This window comes from Halodurantibacterium flavum, from assembly GCF_042681825.1.
Taxonomy (GTDB): Bacteria; Pseudomonadota; Alphaproteobacteria; order Rhodobacterales; family Rhodobacteraceae; genus Halodurantibacterium; species Halodurantibacterium flavum.
In genome coordinates, this window is sequence record NZ_JBHUGH010000005.1 from 372,841 (window position 1) to 392,182 (window position 19,342).

Here is a 19,342-nt window from a genome sequence, read left to right on the forward strand (position 1 = left end):
CAACCTTTCGGCAACTGCCGGATCAGAGTGTCGAGTTGCCCGCGCCGCCGTCCAGCAGGATGTTCTGGCCGACGATGAACCCCGCATGTTGCGAACAGAGGAACGCGCACATCGCGCCGAATTCGGCCGCCGTTCCATAGCGCCGCACTGGGATCGTCGCCTCACGCTGCGCCCTTGCGGTATCGACGTCGATCCCCTGCGATTTCGCGACCCCGGTATCGAGCGAGATCGCACGATCCGTCGCATGGATGCCCGGCAGGATGTTGTTGATCGTCACGCCGCTGGGCGCAACCTGCCGCGAGGTGCCGGCAACATATCCCGTAAGACCGGCGCGCGCCGAGTTCGACAGACCGAGCGCGGCAATCGGTGATTTGACCGACTGAGAGGTGATGTTCACGACGCGCCCCCAGCCCCGCTCCATCATCGGCGGAAGGCAGGCCTTCATCAGGGCAATCGGGGTCAGCATGTTCGCGTCGAGCGCGCGGATGAAGTCCTCGCGGTCCCAGTCGGTCCACATGCCGGGGGGCGGACCGCCCGCGTTCGTGACCAGAATATCCGGTTGCCCCGCCGCATCCAGAACCATGGCGCGGCCCTCTTCGCTCGTGATGTCGGCGGCAACGGCCGTGACATTGACACCGAAACGGCTGCGGATCGATTCGGCCGTTTCCTCAAGCGGCCCGGCGCTGCGGGCGTTGAGGATCAGATCGACGCCCGCCTCGGCCAGCGCTTCGGCGCAGCCGCGCCCCAGCCCCTTGCTCGACGCGCAAACCAGCGCCTTTTTGCCGCGGATACCCAGGTCCATGATGCTCTCCCCTCGTTGGCTCGGCACAGGCGTAACGCGCTTGGACGGGTGTGGAAAGGGAAAAGCGGCAGATAAAAAAGCGCCCGACCAATGGGCCGGGCGCAAGTCGCGGAACGAGGGACAGTGAAATGAAACACGAATGTTCCGTACTCGCGTTTCCTGTTTACAAGGTAGGATGGATTTGTAAGAAAAACAGCCCCCTGTCGCGAATCTGTGAACAAAGAGTTGAGAATTGGCCGGAGAGCTAGTTCCGGGCCGCGGCGGGCCAATTCGCAGCAGCGGCAGATAGAAATCGAACCGGTTCTGAGAGCATTCGTTCCCGTTCAGCCTGCGAGGCGCTGAAATACAGCTTTCCCTCGTGCATGGTCCATATTTCCGGGTTGCCGGGCACAGCCCGTCCTTCGGCCAACGCCGTCACGCAATACCCTCCGAATTCGGGGAAAAACGCCATCGGGTTCGCCTCGAATGCAGAAAGATGCGCTGCAGAGGCGAAAAGCCAGGTCGCCCCTCGCCAGCGCAGCGAATGGGCCGGATCGCCCCGCATTGCCTGCCCGTCCTGAAAATAGGCGACCGGGTCATATCCCGCCAGCGCGACCCCATCGGTCGCGGATACCGTCCGGCTCTTGGCCAGTGCCGCGTTGCCAAAGCAGATGGCAAATGACAGGGCAAGAATAAGGGCGGACAGCAGGAACAGCGGGCGGGGGATAGACAAGGCGTGGCTCCGTCGGTGGGCGTGTCCCACAGATGGTCCAAAGCAGCGCCCGGGGAAAGCCGCCTCCCGCAAGCGTGAACCGGGCGGAGCGTATCGTGCGCCGCGGGCGCCCTGCCCCCTCATCCGCCGTCGCGGCCCCGGCGACCGGCCGCATAAAGCGCCACCGCCGCCGCGTTCGATACATTGAGCGAGCCGAAATCCCCGGCAAAGGGAATGCGGACAAGATGATCGCAAAGATCCCGCGTGCGTTCGCGCAGGCCCGGCCCCTCGGCCCCGAGGACAAGGGCGAGCGGGCGCTGGCCGGTTTCTGCAAGTCCTTCTTCCAGCGACATCCCGGCCTCGCCGGCAAGACCGATCAGCACATAGCCCATCGCCCGCAATGCCTCCATCGAGTCGCCCAGATTGCGGACACGCAGATAGGGCTGGCGTTCCAGCGCCCCGCTCGCCGTCTTGGCCAGTGCCCCGGTTTCAGGCGCCGCGTGATGCAGTGGCCCGATGACCGCACGCGCGCCGAACACCTCGGCCGAGCGCAGGATCGCACCGACATTGTGGGGGTCCGTCACCCGGTCGAGCAGCACGAGCAGGGGCTGGCCCGCACCCGCGATCGCATGATCTTCCAGCCGCCCCCAGTCCAGCGGGCGCACCTCCAGCGCAGCGCCCTGATGGACGGACCCCGGGTCGATCGGGACATCGAACTTTCGCGGATCGACGATCTCGGGCTCCATCCCGCTTTCTGCAACGGCATCCGCCAGGCGATCCGCCGCATTCCGCGTGAGCACGAGGCGCAAGCGTTTGCGCGCCGGATTGAGCAGCGCGTCACGCACCGCATGAAGCCCGAAGAGCCACACGGTCTCAGCCGCTGCGGCGCGTTTGGCGCGCTCCTTGTCGATGACCCATGCCGGTTTTTTCATGTTCTTGCCCCTCTTGCGCGGGCGAGAATGCCGTTCCGGGGGCATCTGCGCAAGGCACTGAAGGCTCAAACCGAAAAGACGGAGATCGGCAATCCAATGCGGGATTTTCGTCTTGACGCCCCCCTGACCCTCCGATAATCACCGCCCCACGTCGGGCGACGTGCTGCAAGGTGCGGCAGCGGACTGTAACTCCGCCGGGGAGACCCATGCCTGGTTCGATTCCAGGGTCGCCCACCACTTCCTCTGAAAATCACGCGTTATCAATGGAGTGGTGACCTGCATCCATGGGATGTAACGGTCAGGCCGGCCAGCATATGTCCCGACGTGCCGGCGCTGGCAGCTTTGTGAAAGAACCTGCCGGAGGCGCCTTTCACCCCTCTCATCCGGCCAAGGACGGCCTCGCGGAACAGAGCTATTTCGCCGCCTGTCATATCGCGTGACGATGACTGACATTCGCCGGCGCACGGCCTGTCCGCCCCGCGCGAGACGCGTCCGCAACTTCGCGCATCCGCAGAAAAGGCGGCTGACCTGTCGCAGTAACTTCCTTCGCCCCGTCGCCTGGCGCCGCGCCTCTCGCTATTCGGGGGCACCAGTCAACGCGCGGGCGAATTCCGCCGGGTCGAAGGGTTGCAGGTCGTCGATCTGCTCCCCCACCCCGATGGCGTGAATGGGCAGCCCGAACCGGTCGGCAAGCGCGACAAGGACGCCGCCGCGCGCTGTCCCGTCAAGCTTGGTCATCACCAGACCCGAGACATCGGCAAGCTTGCGGAACGTCTCGACCTGGCTCAGCGCGTTCTGCCCGGTGGTCGCATCGAGGACCAGCAGCGTGTTATGCGGTGCCTCGGGGTCCTTCTTGCGGATCACGCGCACGATCTTGGCGAGTTCTTCCATCAGGTCGGCGCGGTTCTGCAACCGGCCCGCCGTATCGATCATCAGAAGGTCGGCGCCCTCGGCCTGCGCCCGCGTCATCGCGTCATAGGCAAGACTGGCCGGATCGCTGCCTTCCGGTGCGGTCAGGACGGGCACGCCCGCGCGTTCCCCCCAGACCTGAAGCTGTTCGACCGCCGCCGCGCGGAACGTGTCGCAGGCGGCGATGACCACCGACTTGCCGGCCGCTCGGAACTGGCTGGCGAGCTTGCCGATCGTCGTCGTCTTGCCCGACCCGTTCACGCCGACGACCAGCACCACCTGCGGACGCGAGGGGTAAAGCGGCAGGGGTCGCGCCACGGGCTCCATGATCCGGGCGATTTCCTGCGCCAGAAGGGTACGGATTTCGTCAACCGACATGCGGCGCCCGAACCGGCCCTCGGCCACGTTGGCCGCCACGCGCAGCGCCGTATCCACGCCCATATCGGCCTGGATGAGCAGTTCCTCCAGCTCTTCCAGCATCGCGTCGTCCATGACGCGGCGGGGGCCGTCCTCACGCCCGAAAATCCGGCCGATCATGCCTGCCGCCGGCGCCTGCCCCCCGGCGGACGCAGGCGAACTGTCGGCCGGGGCGCCCGACGGCGCAGATCCGGTCGGCCCGGATCCGCCCGGTTCTGCCTCGTTGGGCGCGGTCGCGGCAGGCGCATCCTCGGTCACCAGGGCATCCAGCCCCTCGCCCAGCCGGGAGGAGGATTTGAACATCCGGTCCTTGAGCTTCTTGAAAAACGACATTCCCGCCTCCGGCATGGCCCCACCCCCAGCTAATACAGCCGCCCCCCGGATGGAAGACCCGGCAGCCCCGGCCCGGGACAAAGCGCAGGGTGCTATCGGCAAGGCGCCTGCCCCATTATCCCTCAGCCAGAAGGCGCAGGTCCGCCGACCGCCGCCCGGCACGCTGGATCGGGGCGCCATTCTCTGGCACTGTAGGCTGGCCAGCACCCCATCCGGATCAGTGACCATGCGCCTTGTTCTTGCCGCCTGCCTTGTTGCGATGCCTGCCGCCCTGCAGGCCCAGGCCCCGATGACGGGCGACGAATTCGACGCCTATACGCAGGGCCGCACGCTAACCTTCAGCAGCGGCGGCGTGCCCTACGGGATCGAGCAGTATCTGCCGAACCGGGAGGTCATCTGGGCCTTTGTCGGGCAGGAATGCCGGCGTGGAAAGTGGTTCGATAACGGCGGGCAGATCTGCTTTACCTACGAAAAGGACGGCGCGCTGCAATGCTGGATCTTCCGCGAAACGGAAGAGGGGCTGTCCGCCCAGTTTCAGGACGGAACCGGCGCCGGCACCGAACTTGTCGAGGTCGAGCAGAGTTCGGAGCCGCTGAGTTGCCCCGGCCCGGATGTGGGCGTCTAGAACAGGCTGCCCTGCCTCTCGGGGCCCGGCTTGCCCCGCCGGCCCGGGCGTGACCCGATCGACAGGCGGCCATCCTGAAACTCGATCTCCAGCGCGGCGGCCTGTTCCGCGGCTGCCTTTGTAGTGACGACCGCCCCTTCCGACCGGACGACCGCATAGCCCCGGCGCAGCGTTTCCTGATAGCCGAGGGTCTGACGCAGGCGTTCCAGACCCTCCAGCCGGTCGCGGGCCGCGGCCAGCCGGGCGGCACCCGCCTGATCCAGCCGGGTGGAAAGGGTGGCCAGGGCATCGCGGCCGCGCACCAGTTCGGCCCCGGCGTCGCGCAGGCTGCGCTGCAGCGCCAGCGACAGGCGACGCTCTGCCGCGCCGAGCGTGTCGCGGTCACGCCGAAGACGCTCGGTCAGGCGCGCAGGGCTGAAACCCGCAGTCGAGAGGCGCAACCGGTCCCGCTGCACCGGACGATGCAGCGCTGCCACCAGCCGCATCTGCTGCCGCACCAGCAGATCGCGCCCGCGCGACAGACGATCCGCCAGCAGACGCGGGCGCAGATGCGCCGCCACCTCGTGGAAGGCGAGCCTGCGACGCCCCGTCGCCGCCCGCAAGGCCGAGGGCAGGCGCTCGGCGCAATGATCCAGCCGCTGGGCCGCCTGCCCCACCAGCGCCTCGGGGCGCGGAAGGGCGCGGGCCAGATCGCGCAGTCTCTGGCGCCGCTGCGTCACCGCGGCGTCCGAACACCGCCCCAGCCGCGCCGCCTGCCCGTCAAGCCAGCTGAGCAGTTCAAGACGCACCGGCACCGCCATTTCCGCCGCGGCGGTGGGTGTGGGGGCGCGCCGGTCGGCGGCGTGATCGATCAGGGTCGTATCGGTTTCGTGCCCCACCGCCGAGATCAGCGGGATCGTGCTTTCGGCGGCGGCGCGCACGACGATTTCCTCGTTGAAGCCCCAGAGATCCTCGATACTGCCGCCGCCCCGGGCAACGATCAGCAGGTCGGGGCGCGGGATCGGGCCGCCCGGCACCACGGCATTGAAGCCACGGATCGCGGCCGCCACCTCGGGCGCACAGCGTTCGCCCTGCACGGCTACCGGCCAGATCAGCACGCGGCGCGGAAACCGGTCGCGCAGGCGGTGCAGGATATCGCGGATCACCGCGCCCGAGGGCGAGGTCACGACCCCGATCACCTCGGGCAGATAGGGCAGAGGGCGCTTGCGGGCGGCGTCAAAGAGGCCCTCGGCCGCCAGGGCGGCGCGGCGCTTTTCCAACATGACCATCAGCGCGCCGGCGCCCGCGGGGGCGATGTCGTCGATCACCATCTGGTATTTCGACTGCCCACCGAATGTCGTCAGGCGACCCGTGGCGATCACCTCCATCCCCTCTTCGGGCGGAGTGCGCAGGCGGTCGGCGTTCCCCTTCCAGATGACCGAGGCCAGGACGTTCCGGTCATCCTTGAGGTCGAGATAGATATGCCCCGACCGCGGACGGGACACGCGCCCCACCTCGCCGCGCACGCGGACCTGACCGAATTCGCCCTCGATCACCCGCTTCACCGCGCCCGAGATTTCCGAGACGGTGAATTCCGGGGCATTGCCGCCCGGTTGCGGGTCTTCAAACAGGTCGGACATCTGGCGCTCGCTTGTCACAGGGGCGCGCGCACCTTAGAACGCCGGCAAGCGAAGGCCAAGAGAGGGGCGGCAATGAACATCCTGGTGCTGGGCGGCGGCGGGCGCGAACATGCGCTGGCCTGGGCGATCAAGCAGAACCCGAAATGCGACCGGCTGATCGTTGCACCCGGCAATGCAGGCATCGCCGCGCTGGCGGAATGTGCGGCGCTCGATATCCTCGACGGTGGCGCAGTGGTGGATTTCGCCGAGGCGAACGCCGTCGACTTCGTCGTCGTCGGCCCCGAGGCCCCGTTGGCCGCCGGCGTGGCAGATCGACTGGCCGAGGCAGGCATCCTCGTCTTCGGCCCCTCGGCCGCGGCGGCGCGGCTGGAGGCGTCGAAGGCCTTCACCAAGGAGATCTGTGACGCGGCCGGCGCGCCCACCGCCGCATGGGCCCGGTTCGACAGCGCCGGACCCGCGCGCGACTACGTGATGGCCCGGGGCGCACCCATCGTCATCAAGGCCGACGGGCTGGCCGCGGGCAAGGGCGTTGTCGTTGCGATGGACAATGACACCGCGCTTGCCGCGATTGATGAGATGTTCGACGGCGCCTTCGGCGAAGCAGGCGCCGAGGTCGTGATCGAAGAGTTCATGGGCGGCGAGGAGGCGAGCTTTTTCCTTCTGTGCGACGGAGAGACGGTGCTGCCGATCGGCACGGCGCAGGATCACAAGCGCGCCTTTGACGGCGATCAGGGGCCGAATACCGGCGGGATGGGCGCCTATTCGCCCGCGCCCGTCCTGACCGAGGCCATCGCCGCGCAGGCGCTGGATGAAATCGTGCGCCCGACCATGGCCGAGATGGCCCGGCGCGGCACGCCCTATCGCGGCGTTCTCTATGCCGGGCTGATGATCGAGCAGGGCCGTGCTCGGCTGGTGGAATACAACTGCCGCTTTGGCGATCCGGAATGTCAGGTGCTGATGATGCGGCTTGGCGCGCAGGCGCTGGACCTGATGCTCGCCTGCGCCGAGGGGCGGCTGGCCGGGATGCGGGTGGACTGGGCCGATGACCATGCGCTGACGGTGGTCATGGCGGCGCGGGGCTATCCCGGCGCCTATGACAAGGGCAGCATCATCACCGGGATCGATGGCCTGCCGAAGGACAGTTTCCACATGACCTTCCACGCCGGAACCGCCGAGGATAACGGGCGGCTGGTCTCGGCAGGCGGGCGGGTGCTGAACGTCACAGCCCGGGGAAGCACGCTCGCCGAGGCACGGGATCGCGCCTATGGGATGGTCGACCGGATCGACTGGCCCGACGGGTTCTGCCGCCGCGATATCGGCTGGCGGGCGCTCTGAACCGGCGGCACCGTTTCGGGGGGCCGGCGCCTTCCTGCAGGAATCTCCTGCGGCGGCTGGCCGGCAAGGCGATAACGGGGTGCCCGCCTTCCCTCGGCGCCGCGTTCGGGCGCGGCCTCCATTTTAGTCGGCATCCACGCACAAAGCGCGCGGGTTCCCCTTGCTTATCAACCACGCCCAAAGCGCGCGAGCGTTTTTCAGTTTAACCGCGCGCCTTGCGCGCGGCACGGCCCAACGGGATAAGACGCGCAAGCGTCGAAGACGGGCGGGAGAGGCCCCGCCAGCCCGCGCAGGTCACAGTATCAGATCTGCTTTTCCGGCATCTGCACGACCAGACCGTCCAGCGCATCCGTGACCTTGATCTGGCAGGTCAGGCGCGACCGCACCGGGTCCGGCTGATAGGCGAAATCAAGCATGTCCTCTTCCATCGGGTCCTTCGCGGGAAGCCGGTCGACCCAGTCCGGGGCGACATAGACATGGCAGGTGGAACAGGCGCAGGCACCGCCGCAATCCGCCTCGATCCCCGGAATACCGTTGTCGCGCGCGCCCTCCATCACGGTCAGCCCGGTGGGGACGTCCACAACATGCTCGGTGCCGCTGAACTCGACATAGGTGATCTTTGCCATTTGGTCCTTCCGCATTTCGCCTCGCTTTCGCCACATAGGCCAGACGCGGCGCGGATGCCAGACCCCCCGATGCGGCAAAACGAAAGGGGCGCACGCGGCGCCCCCTGCAAGCTATCCTGTTGCCCGCCGCGTTATTCGACCGAGAGCGCCAGAAAGCGCGGCTCTCCACCGCGGCGGATCAGAAGCAGGACCGAGCGGCGGCCGGAGTCGCGCGCCTCCTCGATCCGGGCCTCCAGATCGGCAAGGGTCGAGACCGGCTGCTGCCCCGCCTCGGCGATCACATCGCCCACGGCAAGGCCTTTTTCATAGGCCTCGCTGTCCTCGTCGATGGCGGTGATGACCAGCCCGTCGATGGTACCCGGCAAGCCAAGCTCCTCGCGCAGGGTGGGGCTCAGGTTGCTGACCGTCATGCCGAGGATATCGGCGGCGGCGGCCTCGGGTTCGGGCGCCTCTTCCTCGAGCATGGGCATCGGGCTGCCGCCCTCGGACGTTTCGCGCCGCCCCAGCGTCACGCGCAGCGACTGGGTGCGCCCGTCGCGCATCACCATGACACGCACCGCGCGGCCAACCTCGGCATCGCCCACCCTGCGGACCAGATCGCGCGTGTCGGCCACGTCATTGCCATCGAAGCTGAGGATCACGTCGCCCGCCTGGATGCCGGCATCGCGCCCCGGGCCTTCGGGCACGTCGGTGACCAGCGCGCCTGCCGCCCGCTCAAGGCCCATCGCCTCGGCGATCTCGGGCGTCACGTCCTGGATGCGTACGCCCAGCCAGCCGCGCCGCGTCTCGCCGAATTCCCGCAGCTGGTCCACGACCCGCGTCACCACGGCCGAGGACATGGCGAAGCCGATCCCGATCGAGCCGCCGGTGGGCGACAGGATCGCGGTGTTCACGCCGATCACCTCACCGCTCATGTTGAAAAGCGGCCCGCCGGAATTGCCGCGGTTGATGGCCGCGTCGGTCTGGATGTAGTCGTCATAGCTGCCCGAAAGCGCCCGCCCGCGCGCCGAGACGATCCCGGCGGAGACCGAAAAACCCTGGCCGAGCGGGTTGCCCATGGCCATGACCCAGTCGCCCACCCGCGCCGTCGCCGAATCGCCAAAGCTGACAAAGGGCAGCGGCCGGTCGCTCTCGACCTTCAGAAGGGCGATGTCGGTGTTGGGGTCGGTGCCGATCACCCGCGCGTCCAGTTCGCCGCCGGCAAAGAATTCGACCGTGATCTGATCCGCGCCCTCGATCACGTGGTTGTTCGTGACGATATAGCCGTCTTCCGAGATCACGAAACCCGAGCCGAGCGCCTGGCTGCGGCGCGGTGCCCGGGGCTGCTGGCCCGGCCCGCGATCGAGGAAATCGCGAAAGAACTCCTCGAAGGGCGATCCTTCGGGCACGATCGGCTGCGGCCCGCTGGGCGAGGCCACCGTGGTCGAGGTGGTGATGTTCACGACAGCCGGGCTGACGCGGTCCGCCAGATCGGCAAAGCTTTCAGGCGCCCGCGCCTGCGCCGATACGGCCTGCGCGAGCAAGAGCATGAGCCCGAGCACCAGCCCCGTGAACAAGGCAAGGGGGCGCATCGCATCACGCACGTCACGCTTGAGGGGGATGGCAACGGGTCTCAACGCAGTCTCCTTTTTAAGCTTCCGGCCATGTGGCCGCGATCAACAGCCTGCCACGTTCCGGCGGCAAGGGCACCCCTGCCCCCGGTCGTTCGGCTTCAGTCGTTCCGCTATAGTTATGGCGCGCGCGGGAAAACGCAAATGCAAGGATCGATGCGCGCGGCGCTGTGATCGTCTCGCCTGATGAATCGGTTGGCGCGTCATCCGGATGACCCGCGCCCTGAATCGAAAAGAGCCGCCCCTTGGGGGCGGCTCCGGCTGTCATTCGGTCAGGGGCTGGGGGTTGAGCGCCAGCGCCGGGGCTTCCGGTGCGGGCGTAGCCACGGCGCCCGTCTGCTCCGGCGTCGCGGGGCCATCCTCCGCCTCGGGCGCAGGCGCACCGCTCAGCTGATCCTCGGCGCCCGGTGCGGGGGCCGCGCCGCCAGCAGCGCCAAGGCCCTGATCCGACCGCAGGTAGGCGAAGAAGTCGCTGTCCGGCCGCATGACCATCGTCGAATTCTCGCCGCGCAAGGCCCTTTCATACGACGTGAGCGACCGGGTGAAGGCAAAGAACTCCGGATCGCGCCCGAAGGCCTCGGCATAGATCACGTTGCGCTCGGCATCGGCCTCACCGCGAATGACCTCCGACTGGCGACGCGCCTCGGACACAAGCTCGACCACCGTCCGGTCGGCCGAGGCACGGACGCGCTGCGCGGCCTCTTCACCCCGGGCGATTTCGTCCGCGGCCTCGCGTTCGCGTTCCGCCCGCATCCGGGCAAAGGTCGCCGCAAGGTTCTGTTCCGGCAGGTCGGTGCGGGTCAGACGGACGTCGATCACCTCGACCCCCAGCGTCGCCGCGTCGCGCCGCGCCAGATCGCGGATGCGGTTCATCAGCGCCGTCCGGTCGTCCGAGAGCACCGCGCCCGACGGAACCGAACCCAGCACCTCACGGATGGCGGGTGTCACGATCCGCTCCATCCGGCCCTGCGCGCCATTGATTCCCTCGACGCCCACCGCCTCGCGGAAGCGGACGACATCGACGATCCGCCAGCGGGCAAAGGCATCGACCACCAGCCGGCGGTCGTCGAGCGGCGTCACCTCGAACGGCTGCGTCTGCAGCCCGAGGATACGCGCGTCGTAGCGGACGACCTCCTGGATCAGCGGAATCTTGAAGCCGAGGCCCGGATCTTCGCGGACCTGCCGCACCTGGCCGAATTGCAGTACAAGCACCCTTTCGCGTTCGTCGACGATGAAGACCGAGGAAAGCCCCGCGACCAGCGCCACGAAAAGAACGGGAAGTATCAAAGCCGTGCGGTTCATCAGTTGCCCCCCCGACGCAGTTCGTTCAGCGGAAGATAGGGAAGCACCCCGCCCCCGGCATCGTCGCCGGTGACGCCGTCAAGGATGACCTTGTCCATGCCGCCCAGGACCCGCTCCATCGTTTCCAGATACATGCGGCGGCGGGTCACCTCCGGCGCATTCACATACTCGGTATAGACCGAGACGAAGCGGCTCGCCTCACCCTGCGCCGCGTTGATGACCTCCGCGCGATAGCCCTCGGATTGTTCCAGGATCTGCGCGGCCTCACCCCGTGCGCCCGCAAGGACGCGGTTGGCATAGGCATCGGCCTCACGCTCCAGCCGGTCGCGCTGCTGGCGCGCCGCCTGAACTTCGCGGAAGCTGTCGATCACCTCTCCCGGCGGGTCGGCGCGGTCAAAGTTGATGCGGATCACGTTGATCCCGCTTTGATAGGTGTCCAGCGTCGCCTGTATGGCCTCCAGCAGGTCCTGCGCGATCGCGCCCCGGTCCCGGTTGAGGATCGGCGAAAGCTCGGACCGGGCGATGATGTCGCGCATCGCGCTGTCCGACACCGCGCGAACGGTTTCACCCGCATCGGCCAGGTTGAAGAGGAATTCGTCCGGACGCTCGATATTCCAGACCACCTGGAATTCGATGTCCACGACGGCCTCGTCGCGGGTCAGCATCAGGCCGCTGTCCATCCGGCCGCCGCGCCCGGTGCCGATATCCGTCACCCGTTCGCCCGTCACCTGAACGATTTCCGCCGTCACGACCGGCCAGGGCGCAAAGTTCAGACCCGGCCCGGTGGTGCGGTGATAGCTGCCGAACATCAGCTCGACGCCCCGTTCTTCCGGGCGAACGGTGTAGAAGGACGCAAAGACCCAGAGCGCGAGCACCCCGAGCAGGCCCAGAAGGACCGTGCGGCCCGAAAAGGCCGGCCCGCCGCCACCGCTGCGGGGTCCGCGCGGACCACGACCGCCGCGACCGCCCATCAGCACCCGGAGCTGTTCCTGCCCCTTGCGCACGATTTCGTCGATTTCCGGGATCTGCGAACCGTCGCCGCCGGGCCGCTGCCCGTTATTGCCACGATTGCCGCCGCGATTGTCGCCACCGCCGCCGCCTCCGCCGCTCCCCCAGGGTCCGCCGTTGTTACCAGCCATCGAACCTCTTTTCCCCTCTTGTCATGATCATCTCACAGCGGGCATCGCGCGCCCATTCTTCAACCTGTGCGTTTATACGCTAATCGTCCCTACGCACAGGGGTGCGCAATGTCACAAGTTCCTCCGCCATCGTCGGGTGGACTGCCACAGTCCGGTCGAAGTCTTCCTTGGTCGCCCCCATCTTGATCGCGATGGCGGCAAGCTGAATCATCTCGCCGGCTTCGGGCGCCACGATATGGCACCCAAGGACGCGGCGGGTCTCGCGACAGACGATGAGTTTCATCATCACCCTGTCCTGACGCCCCGCGAACAAGGTCCGCATCGGGCGGAAGGCGGCGCTGTAGACCTCGATCGGTCCCTGTTCGCGCGCGGCCTCTTCCGTCAGGCCGACCGTTCCAAGCTCGGGCTGCGTAAAGACCGCGCTGGGAACCAGATCGTGATCGGCCTTGCGCTTGTCGCCCCGGAATACGGTGTCGGCAAAGGCATGACCCTCGCGGATCGCGACCGGCGTAAGATTGATCCGGTCGGTCACATCCCCCACCGCATAGATAGACGGAACAGCGGTCTGCGACCAGTCATCGACGATCACTTCCCCGTTGCGCCCAAGTGATACGCCCGCCTCTTCCAGCCCCAGCCCCTCGGTATTGGGGCGCCGGCCGGTCGCGTAGAGCACCTGGTCGAAGACGGTGTCATGCCCCTGGGTGGACCGGACGCGCAACCCGCCCTCGGCCGGTTCCAGCGACAGGACGTCGGTGCCGCAGCTCACGTCGATGCCGCGCGCGCGCATTCCTTCCGCGACCATGCCGCGCGCTTCATCGTCAAAGCCGCGCAGGATCTGCGCCCCGCGATAATATTGCGTCACCCTGACGCCCATCCCGTGCAGGATGCAGGCGAATTCCGAGGCGATATAGCCCCCGCCGACGATCAGGATCGAGCCGGGCAACTTTTCCAGTCCGAAGATGTCGTTGGAAGTCAAGACCTTGTCGGCGTGATCCATCTCGGGGACAAAGGGCCGTCCGCCGGTCGCGATCAGGATATGCTTGGCCGTGAAGGTCTGCCCGTCAGCCAGCCGCACCGTATGCGGATCGGCCAACACCGCGCGCTGATCATATATCGTGACGCCGGCATTCTGCAGGTTGCGGCGATAGATCCCTTCAAGCCGGGTCAGTTCCTCGGCAAGCTGGTCGCGGAACTTCGGCCAGTCAAAGGCGCCCAGCTGCGCGCCCCAGCCGTAGGCGCGGGCATCCTCGACCGCCTCGGGATAGGACGAGGCAAAGACCATCAGCTTTTTGGGAACGCAGCCGCGGATGACGCAGGTGCCGCCCATGCGGTATTCCTCGGCCAGCGCGACCTTTGCCCCGCCTTCGGCCGCAGCGATGCGCGCGGCACGGACCCCGCCCGAACCGCCGCCGATCACAAAGAGATCGTAATCGAATGCCATTGCCCTAGCCCCCAAGCCCGGAAAAGGCGTTGTCCGGGACAGCGCCATGGGACGTCTCGCGCCCCGAATGGCGGTCGCGCACCGTGACATGGCCGTCCGGATGCCCGATCACCACAACATCGCAAATGTCGATGAAAAGGCCGTTTTCAACCACCCCCGCGATCTGGTTTAGCGCCAGCGCCAGGGCGGGCGGGTTGCCGATGCGGCCCAGATGCAGGTCGAGGATGAAGTTCCCCTCATCCGTCACAAACGGGCCTTCGGCACCCATGCGGCGGGTGATGCCACGGCTCGCCACGTCCTGGCCTTCCAGCAGTTCGGCGATCAGGCGTTGCGTCACCTCCCAGCCGAATTGCAGCACCTCGACCGGCAGGGGAAAGGCCCCCAGTTGGGCCACGTCCTTGTCGGGATCAGCGATGACGATCATCCGGTCCGAGGCGGTGGCGACCACCTTTTCCTGCAGATGCGCGCCGCCGCCGCCCTTGATGAGGTTGAAGGCCGGGTCGAATTCGTCCGCCCCGTCGATGGTGAGATCAAGCCAGCCGGCCTCTGCCAGCGTCACGACATGGATGCCCTCGTCCCGCGCAAGTGCCGCCGTGCGGCTGGAGGTCGGAACGCCCGTGACGCGCAGCCCCGCCTCGCGCACCAGTTGGCCCAGACGCCGCACCATGAAGGCCGCGGTCGAGCCCGTGCCAAGACCCACGCGCATCCCGTCCTCGACAAAGTCGACGGCCCGGCAGGCGGCGGCGTTCTTGGCGGTATCCGCCGGGGAAAGACCCGGCTGCCCGGTTCCTGCTTCTGTGCCCGTATGGGTACCGTTTTCAGTGATCATGCTGCGTTCCTGATCCCGTGTCGCGCCGGTTATAGGCAGTTTGCGCCGCCGCTGCGAGGGGAATCGGCCCCGCATACCGGGGACGAGATGTCGCTTTCGGACGTGCCGCGGCGCGTCGCAGCGCCTAGATGATGGGAAAAGGAGGATGCGGATGTTTCTTTCCGTCTTCGATATGTTCAAGATCGGCATCGGCCCGTCGTCCAGCCATACCATGGGCCCGATGGTCGCGGCGGCGCGGTTTCTCGACCTGCTGCGCGGCTCGCCCTTTCATCCGGTGGGGCTTCGGGCATCGCTGCACGGGTCGCTCGCCTTTACCGGGGTGGGGCACGCGACCGACCGCGCGGTGATCCTGGGGCTCGCCGGGTTCAGCCCCGAAACCTTCGATGCAGAGGCCGCCGAGACCACGCTTGCGGACATCCGCGAGACGCGCCGGATCGCCCCGCCGGGCCTGCCGCAGCTTGCCTTCGATCCCGCCTCTGACCTTGCCTTCGACTATGGCCCGCCCCTGCCCGGCCATGCGAACGGCCTGATCCTGCGGGCGACCGATGCGCAGGGCGACGTGATCCTGCAGGAAACCTATTATTCCGTCGGCGGCGGCTTTGTCCTGACCGAGGCGGAGCTTGCAGCAGGCGAGGCCGGGACCCCCGCCGCGCCTGTCCCCTACCCGTTCCGGAACGCGGCCGAGATGCTGCGCATGGCGCAGGAGAGCGGCAAGACCATCGCCCGCATGAAGCGGGAAAACGAACTGGCCGTCCGGTCCGCCCGGGCGCTGGAGGACGGGCTGGCCCGGATCTGGTCGGTGATGGACGCCTGCATCGAACGCGGGCTTGCCGCCGAGGGCATCCTTCCCGGCGGCCTCAAGGTGCGACGCCGCGCGAGGGGCATCCATGAGGCGCTCAGGCGCGAGGCCGGGCTGAACCTTGTGCCGCCGCATACGATCAACGACTGGATGAGCGTCTATGCCATGGCGGTGAACGAGGAAAACGCCGCCGGCGGTCAGGTCGTCACCGCGCCCACCAACGGCGCGGCGGGGGTGGTGCCGGCGGTGATCCGGTACTGGCTCGATCATGTGCCGGGGGCAAGCCGGGCACGGGTCGGCGACTTCCTCCTCACGGCGGCGGCGATCGGCGGGCTGGTCAAGCACAATGCCTCGATCTCGGGCGCGGAATGCGGCTGTCAGGCCGAGGTCGGCAGCGCCGCCGCCATGGCCGCAGCGGGCCTTGCCGCCGTGATGGGCGGGACGCCCGAACAGGTGGAAAACGCGGCCGAGATCGCACTGGAACATCACCTCGGCATGACCTGCGATCCGGTAAAGGGGCTGGTGCAGGTGCCCTGCATCGAGCGGAACGGGCTGGGCGCGATCAAGGCGGTTTCGGCCGCCAGCCTCGCGCTGCGTGGGGACGGGCAGCATCTGGTGCCGCTCGACGCCTGCATCGAGACAATGCGCCAGACCGGCCAGGACATGAGCGAGAAATACAAGGAAACCTCCCTGGGCGGTTTGGCCGTGAACGTGCCGAATTGCTGAACGGACAATGGACAGCGCCCGGCTGCACCGCTAGCAGGACAGGATGACCGGAACCGACCGCATTCTGCCGGGCGTGATGCTCATGCTCGGCTTCTGCCTGACCGCGCCGCTGATCGACGTCGCGTCGAAACTCGCTGCGGCGACGGTCCCGGCCGGCCAGATCACGCTGGCGCGCTTCGTGGTGCAGGCGCTTCTGATGCTGCCGGTCGTGCTGCTGATGGGGTTGCCCATGGGGGCCGGACCCCGGGCGCTGTGGCTTCTGTTCTGGCGGGCGGCCTTCTCGATCCTCGCGACGTTCTTCTTTGTCGCGGCCGTGGCGGTGATGCCGATCGCCGATGCGCTGGCCATCGTCTTTGTCGAACCCTTCATCATCCTGCTGCTCGGCTGGCTGATCTTCGGCGAAGAGGTCGGCCCAAGACGGCTGGGCGCAAGCGTGATCGGCTTTGCCGGATGTCTGCTGGTGATCCAGCCGAGCTTTGCGGTCTTTGGCGCGGTCGCCTTCTATCCGCTCGGCACCGCGCTTTTCTTTGCGCTTTACATGCTGGCCACGCGGCGCCTGTCGCAGGTGATGCATCCGGTGACGATGCAGTTGCATACGGCGGTGATGGCGGTCGTTCTATGTCTGCCGCTGCTGCTGGCGGGCCATCTGGGCGGCGTCGCGGCGCTGTCCCTGGTGCTGCCGGCCGGCATCGCATGGACCTGGCTTGGCGCGGTTGGCGTGGCGGCGACGGTCAGCCACATGCTCATCACCTATGCGCTGCGCTTTGCGCCCTCGGCGACGCTTGCGCCGCTGCACTATCTGGAACTGGTCAGCGCGGTTGGCCTCGGCTACCTCGTGTTCGGGGATTTTCCCGATCCGCTCACCTGGGTGGGGATCGCCGTGATCGCCGGGTCGGGGCTATATATCATTCACCGGGAACGGAGCCTTCAGCGGCATCGTCCCCTGTCAGTGCCCCCGCTGTCAGCGCCCGAAGCGCCGCCCGCAGGCAGCCGCGCGGCAGAATGACCAGCATCCGGGGCGCGTCGAACCGCAGCGCCACAGGCCCGGTGACCATGTTCGAGGTTCCGATCCGCCCGTCCGGCGCAAAGTCGAGCCCCGCGATGGGCCAGCGCAGACCGCTGCCTTCGCCCCGGACCGCCCCCATCGGATAAAGCGACAGCCGCGTCCCCTCGGGCAGCGAGAGGTTCAGGCGTTCAGGCGCAAGGAAGCAGATATCCCGCTCGCCCACCAGGATGCAGCGCCGGTCACGATACGTGACAAGTGAGGTGAAGGCGGCAAGCGTATGGTCCAGCCGTTCCCCCAGAAATCCGAGCGCGAGGTAGAACGGCGCCTCGACCAGCCGCAGGCATTTGTCGAAATCGGTGCTTTCCTGTTCGGTGACGTGGTGCAGGACATCGGCAAACGCCTCTTGCGCGGCGGGCGAGATGGAATCGAAATCGCCGATCACCGCCTCGGGCCGCAGCCCGGCCAGCATCGCCGCATCCGCCCCGCCATCCGCCGCGACAAGGCAGGGCGCGATGGCCAGCGCATCCGGCAGGTGGGAATGGTGGAGCGACCCGCCGCCCACCAGCGTCACCGCCCGGTCAGAGCGCAGGATCACGCGCGCGGTCCTTTTGGCGCGTCCTCATCCGGGTCTGCATCCGGGTCTGCGCGCCCCACCCCGCGAAAGATGAAGCGGAAGGGCAGCGCCCAGACGATGCCAAGGACGACAAAGACCAGCAGTTCGACCCAGATCGAGGGCCGCTCGAACATCTCGACCACGTTGACTGCCACGACCACATAGACCGGCAGCCCGACCAGCAGGATGAAAAGCGCCCAACGGCGGCGCGCCCGGTGGCTGAGGCCCGCGCCCTGGTTTTGCGGCCCGCGTTCCACGCCCTCAGTCCGCGAAGGGATCGGTGACGAGGATCGTGTCGTCCCGTTCCGGCGAGGTGGAGACGAGTGCGACGGGGCACTGGATCAGTTCCTCGATGCGGCGGACATATTTCACCGCCGCCGCCGGCAGATCTGCCCAGGACCGCGCGCCTGCGGTGCTTTCGGCCCAGCCCTCATGTTCCTCATAGATCGGGGTGACGCGGGCCTGCTGGTTCGCCGCCGTCGGCAGATAATCCAGCCGCTGGCCGTCAAGCTCATATCCCACGCAGATCTTCAGCGTCTCGAACCCGTCGAGCACGTCGAGCTTGGTCAGCGCGATGCCCGACACGCCCGAGGTGGCGCAGGTCTGGCGCACCAGAACCGCGTCGAACCAGCCGCAGCGCCGCTTGCGCCCTGTCACGGTGCCGAATTCGTGCCCGCGTTCGCCCAGCCGCTGGCCATCCGCGTCCATCAGTTCGGACGGGAACGGCCCCTCGCCCACCCGGGTCGTATAGGCCTTGACGATGCCCAGCACGAAGTCGATGGCGTTCGGTCCGAGCCCGGTCCCGGTCGCCGCCGCGCCGGCCGTCGTGTTCGACGAGGTGACAAAGGGATAGGTGCCGAAATCCACATCGAGCAGCGAGCCCTGCGCGCCCTCGAAGAGGATGCGCTTGCCCGCGCGCCGCGCCTCGGTCAGGACCTTCCAGACCGGCTGGGCAAAGGGCAGGATCTTCGGCGCGACCTCTTCCAGCGCCGCCTTGAGGCCCGCGCGGTCCACCGGTTCGAGCCCCAGCCCCCGGCGCAGCGCGTCGTGATGGGTCAGCAGACGGTCAAGCCGCAGCTCCAGCGTCTCAGGATCGGCCAGATCGGCGACGCGCACCGTGCGGCGGCCGACCTTGTCCTCATAGGCGGGGCCGATGCCGCGCCCGGTCGTGCCGATCTTGGCGAGCGAATTCTGCGCCTCGCGCGCGCGGTCAAGCTCACCATGGACCGGCAGGATCAGCGGCGTGTTTTCGGCGATCATCAGGTTTTCGGGCGATACCGTCACGCCCTGCGCCGCCAGCTTCTCGATCTCGGACAAGAGCGCCCATGGGTCGAGCACGACACCGTTGCCGATCACGCTCAGCTTGCCGCCGCGCACGATGCCGGACGGCAAGAGCGAGAGCTTGTAGACCGTCCCGTCGATCACCAGCGTGTGGCCGGCATTGTGGCCGCCCTGAAAGCGGGCGATCACATCGGCCCGCTCGGACAGCCAGTCGACGATCTTGCCTTTCCCCTCGTCGCCCCACTGGGCGCCTACGACAACGACATTGGCCATGTCTGCCTCTCGCGTTTGAAATTCCGCGCCTCTC

The 19,342-nt window shown here is 67.6% G+C and carries 18 protein-coding genes and 1 tRNA gene; 5 read left to right on the plus strand and 14 right to left on the minus strand.

Annotated elements, in window-relative coordinates; all coding sequences use genetic code 11:
• Positions 1–22: 22 nt before the first annotated feature.
• From ACFSGJ_RS08380 to rlmB, 3 genes are all read right to left on the minus strand, one after another.
• Positions 23–802 carry an SDR family oxidoreductase gene (locus ACFSGJ_RS08380; RefSeq protein ID WP_390260685.1) on the minus strand — a complete coding sequence of 260 codons (780 nt, stop codon included), beginning with the start codon at positions 800–802 and terminating at the stop codon, positions 23–25.
• Between the two features lie 244 nt (positions 803–1,046).
• Positions 1,047–1,514: a YHS domain-containing (seleno)protein gene (locus ACFSGJ_RS08385; RefSeq protein WP_390260687.1), complete on the minus strand. Its 468-nt coding sequence runs from the start codon at positions 1,512–1,514 to the stop codon at positions 1,047–1,049.
• Between the two features lie 119 nt (positions 1,515–1,633).
• Complete coding sequence (rlmB, locus tag ACFSGJ_RS08390) at positions 1,634–2,425, minus strand: 23S rRNA (guanosine(2251)-2'-O)-methyltransferase RlmB (protein ID WP_390260689.1); 792 nt, start codon at positions 2,423–2,425, stop codon at positions 1,634–1,636.
• Positions 2,426–2,578: 153 nt separating this feature from the next.
• Between rlmB and ACFSGJ_RS08395 the strand changes: the two genes are divergently transcribed.
• Positions 2,579–2,662: transfer RNA gene (locus ACFSGJ_RS08395), tRNA-Tyr, on the plus strand.
• Positions 2,663–3,001: 339 nt separating this feature from the next.
• Here ACFSGJ_RS08395 and ftsY read toward each other — a convergent pair.
• A complete protein-coding gene (ftsY, locus tag ACFSGJ_RS08400; protein WP_390260691.1) occupies positions 3,002–4,084 on the minus strand; it encodes a signal recognition particle-docking protein FtsY in 1,083 nt (360 codons plus the stop codon).
• A 226-nt stretch (positions 4,085–4,310) separates the two neighbouring features.
• On the opposite strand from ftsY, the gene ACFSGJ_RS08405 reads away from it, so the two are divergent.
• Entirely contained in the window at positions 4,311–4,709 is a 399-nt protein-coding gene (locus ACFSGJ_RS08405) for a hypothetical protein (RefSeq protein ID WP_390260693.1), read from the plus strand.
• On the opposite strand, the gene xseA is transcribed toward ACFSGJ_RS08405, so the two are convergent.
• Positions 4,706–6,328: an exodeoxyribonuclease VII large subunit gene (gene xseA / locus ACFSGJ_RS08410; protein WP_390260695.1), complete on the minus strand. Its 1,623-nt coding sequence runs from the start codon at positions 6,326–6,328 to the stop codon at positions 4,706–4,708. The genes ACFSGJ_RS08405 and xseA overlap by 4 nt on opposite strands.
• A gap of 72 nt (positions 6,329–6,400) precedes the next feature.
• On the opposite strand from xseA, the gene purD reads away from it, so the two are divergent.
• Positions 6,401–7,663 (plus strand): phosphoribosylamine--glycine ligase, encoded by a 1,263-nt coding sequence (gene purD / locus ACFSGJ_RS08415; RefSeq protein ID WP_390260697.1) that lies wholly within the window; start codon positions 6,401–6,403, stop codon positions 7,661–7,663.
• Positions 7,664–7,965: 302 nt separating this feature from the next.
• Here purD and ACFSGJ_RS08420 read toward each other — a convergent pair whose 3' ends face one another.
• The 6 genes from ACFSGJ_RS08420 to rpiA form a co-directional block, all read right to left on the minus strand.
• Positions 7,966–8,289, minus strand: coding sequence for a 2Fe-2S iron-sulfur cluster-binding protein (locus tag ACFSGJ_RS08420; RefSeq protein WP_390260699.1), 324 nt, complete (start codon positions 8,287–8,289; stop codon positions 7,966–7,968).
• A 131-nt stretch (positions 8,290–8,420) separates the two neighbouring features.
• Positions 8,421–9,860, minus strand: a complete 1,440-nt coding sequence (locus tag ACFSGJ_RS08425; protein ID WP_390260761.1) for a DegQ family serine endoprotease — start codon at positions 9,858–9,860, stop codon at positions 8,421–8,423.
• Between the two features lie 303 nt (positions 9,861–10,163).
• Positions 10,164–11,201, minus strand: coding sequence for a protease modulator HflC (gene hflC, locus ACFSGJ_RS08430; RefSeq protein WP_390260701.1), 1,038 nt, complete (start codon positions 11,199–11,201; stop codon positions 10,164–10,166).
• Complete coding sequence (gene hflK / locus ACFSGJ_RS08435; RefSeq protein WP_390260703.1) at positions 11,201–12,340, minus strand: FtsH protease activity modulator HflK; 1,140 nt, start codon at positions 12,338–12,340, stop codon at positions 11,201–11,203. Before hflK ends, hflC begins: the two co-directional genes overlap by 1 nt.
• Positions 12,341–12,419: 79 nt before the next feature.
• On the minus strand, positions 12,420–13,781 hold the full coding sequence (gor, locus tag ACFSGJ_RS08440) for a glutathione-disulfide reductase (RefSeq protein WP_390260705.1): 1,362 nt from the start codon (positions 13,779–13,781) through the stop codon (positions 12,420–12,422).
• A 4-nt stretch (positions 13,782–13,785) separates the two neighbouring features.
• A complete protein-coding gene (gene rpiA, locus ACFSGJ_RS08445) occupies positions 13,786–14,610 on the minus strand; it encodes a ribose-5-phosphate isomerase RpiA (RefSeq protein ID WP_390260707.1) in 825 nt (274 codons plus the stop codon).
• A 151-nt stretch (positions 14,611–14,761) separates the two neighbouring features.
• On the opposite strand from rpiA, the gene ACFSGJ_RS08450 reads away from it, so the two are divergent.
• Both ACFSGJ_RS08450 and ACFSGJ_RS08455 read left to right on the plus strand, forming a co-directional pair.
• Positions 14,762–16,135 carry an L-serine ammonia-lyase gene (locus ACFSGJ_RS08450; RefSeq protein ID WP_390260709.1) on the plus strand — a complete coding sequence of 458 codons (1,374 nt, stop codon included), beginning with the start codon at positions 14,762–14,764 and terminating at the stop codon, positions 16,133–16,135.
• A 43-nt stretch (positions 16,136–16,178) separates the two neighbouring features.
• Entirely contained in the window at positions 16,179–17,141 is a 963-nt protein-coding gene (locus ACFSGJ_RS08455) for a DMT family transporter (protein WP_390260711.1), read from the plus strand.
• Here ACFSGJ_RS08455 and ACFSGJ_RS08460 read toward each other — a convergent pair.
• Genes ACFSGJ_RS08460 through ACFSGJ_RS08470 form a run of 3 tightly spaced genes read right to left on the minus strand, consistent with a single transcriptional unit; the run spans position 17,041 to position 19,308 of the window.
• The gene (locus ACFSGJ_RS08460; protein WP_390260713.1) at positions 17,041–17,736 is read right to left on the minus strand and encodes a thiamine diphosphokinase; all 696 of its coding nucleotides are present in this window, start codon (positions 17,734–17,736) and stop codon (positions 17,041–17,043) included. The genes ACFSGJ_RS08455 and ACFSGJ_RS08460 overlap by 101 nt on opposite strands.
• The gene (locus ACFSGJ_RS08465) at positions 17,733–18,011 is read right to left on the minus strand and encodes a DUF2842 domain-containing protein (RefSeq protein ID WP_390260715.1); all 279 of its coding nucleotides are present in this window, start codon (positions 18,009–18,011) and stop codon (positions 17,733–17,735) included. Before ACFSGJ_RS08465 ends, ACFSGJ_RS08460 begins: the two co-directional genes overlap by 4 nt.
• A 4-nt stretch (positions 18,012–18,015) precedes the next feature.
• Complete coding sequence (locus ACFSGJ_RS08470; protein WP_390260717.1) at positions 18,016–19,308, minus strand: adenylosuccinate synthase; 1,293 nt, start codon at positions 19,306–19,308, stop codon at positions 18,016–18,018.
• Between the last annotated feature and the right edge of the window lie 34 nt (positions 19,309–19,342).

Bases quoted from the DNA above. Each gene is read 5' to 3' on its own strand.
- hflK (WP_390260703.1), bottom strand. From the start codon at position 12,340: ATGGCTGGTAACAACGGCGGACCCTGGGGGAGCGGCGGAGGCGGCGGC.
- ACFSGJ_RS08380 (WP_390260685.1), bottom strand. From the start codon at position 802: ATGGACCTGGGTATCCGCGGCAAAAAGGCGCTGGTTTGCGCGTCGAGC.
- ACFSGJ_RS08455 (WP_390260711.1), top strand. From the start codon at position 16,179: ATGACCGGAACCGACCGCATTCTGCCGGGCGTGATGCTCATGCTCGGC.
- gor (WP_390260705.1), bottom strand. From the start codon at position 13,781: ATGGCATTCGATTACGATCTCTTTGTGATCGGCGGCGGTTCGGGCGGG.
- xseA (WP_390260695.1), bottom strand. From the start codon at position 6,328: ATGTCCGACCTGTTTGAAGACCCGCAACCGGGCGGCAATGCCCCGGAA.
- ACFSGJ_RS08425 (WP_390260761.1), bottom strand. From the start codon at position 9,860: ATGCGCCCCCTTGCCTTGTTCACGGGGCTGGTGCTCGGGCTCATGCTC.
- rlmB (WP_390260689.1), bottom strand. From the start codon at position 2,425: ATGAAAAAACCGGCATGGGTCATCGACAAGGAGCGCGCCAAACGCGCC.
- ACFSGJ_RS08405 (WP_390260693.1), top strand. From the start codon at position 4,311: ATGCGCCTTGTTCTTGCCGCCTGCCTTGTTGCGATGCCTGCCGCCCTG.
- ACFSGJ_RS08450 (WP_390260709.1), top strand. From the start codon at position 14,762: ATGTTTCTTTCCGTCTTCGATATGTTCAAGATCGGCATCGGCCCGTCG.
- ACFSGJ_RS08470 (WP_390260717.1), bottom strand. From the start codon at position 19,308: ATGGCCAATGTCGTTGTCGTAGGCGCCCAGTGGGGCGACGAGGGGAAA.
- ftsY (WP_390260691.1), bottom strand. From the start codon at position 4,084: ATGTCGTTTTTCAAGAAGCTCAAGGACCGGATGTTCAAATCCTCCTCC.
- ACFSGJ_RS08420 (WP_390260699.1), bottom strand. From the start codon at position 8,289: ATGGCAAAGATCACCTATGTCGAGTTCAGCGGCACCGAGCATGTTGTG.
- purD (WP_390260697.1), top strand. From the start codon at position 6,401: ATGAACATCCTGGTGCTGGGCGGCGGCGGGCGCGAACATGCGCTGGCC.
- rpiA (WP_390260707.1), bottom strand. From the start codon at position 14,610: ATGATCACTGAAAACGGTACCCATACGGGCACAGAAGCAGGAACCGGG.
- hflC (WP_390260701.1), bottom strand. From the start codon at position 11,201: ATGAACCGCACGGCTTTGATACTTCCCGTTCTTTTCGTGGCGCTGGTC.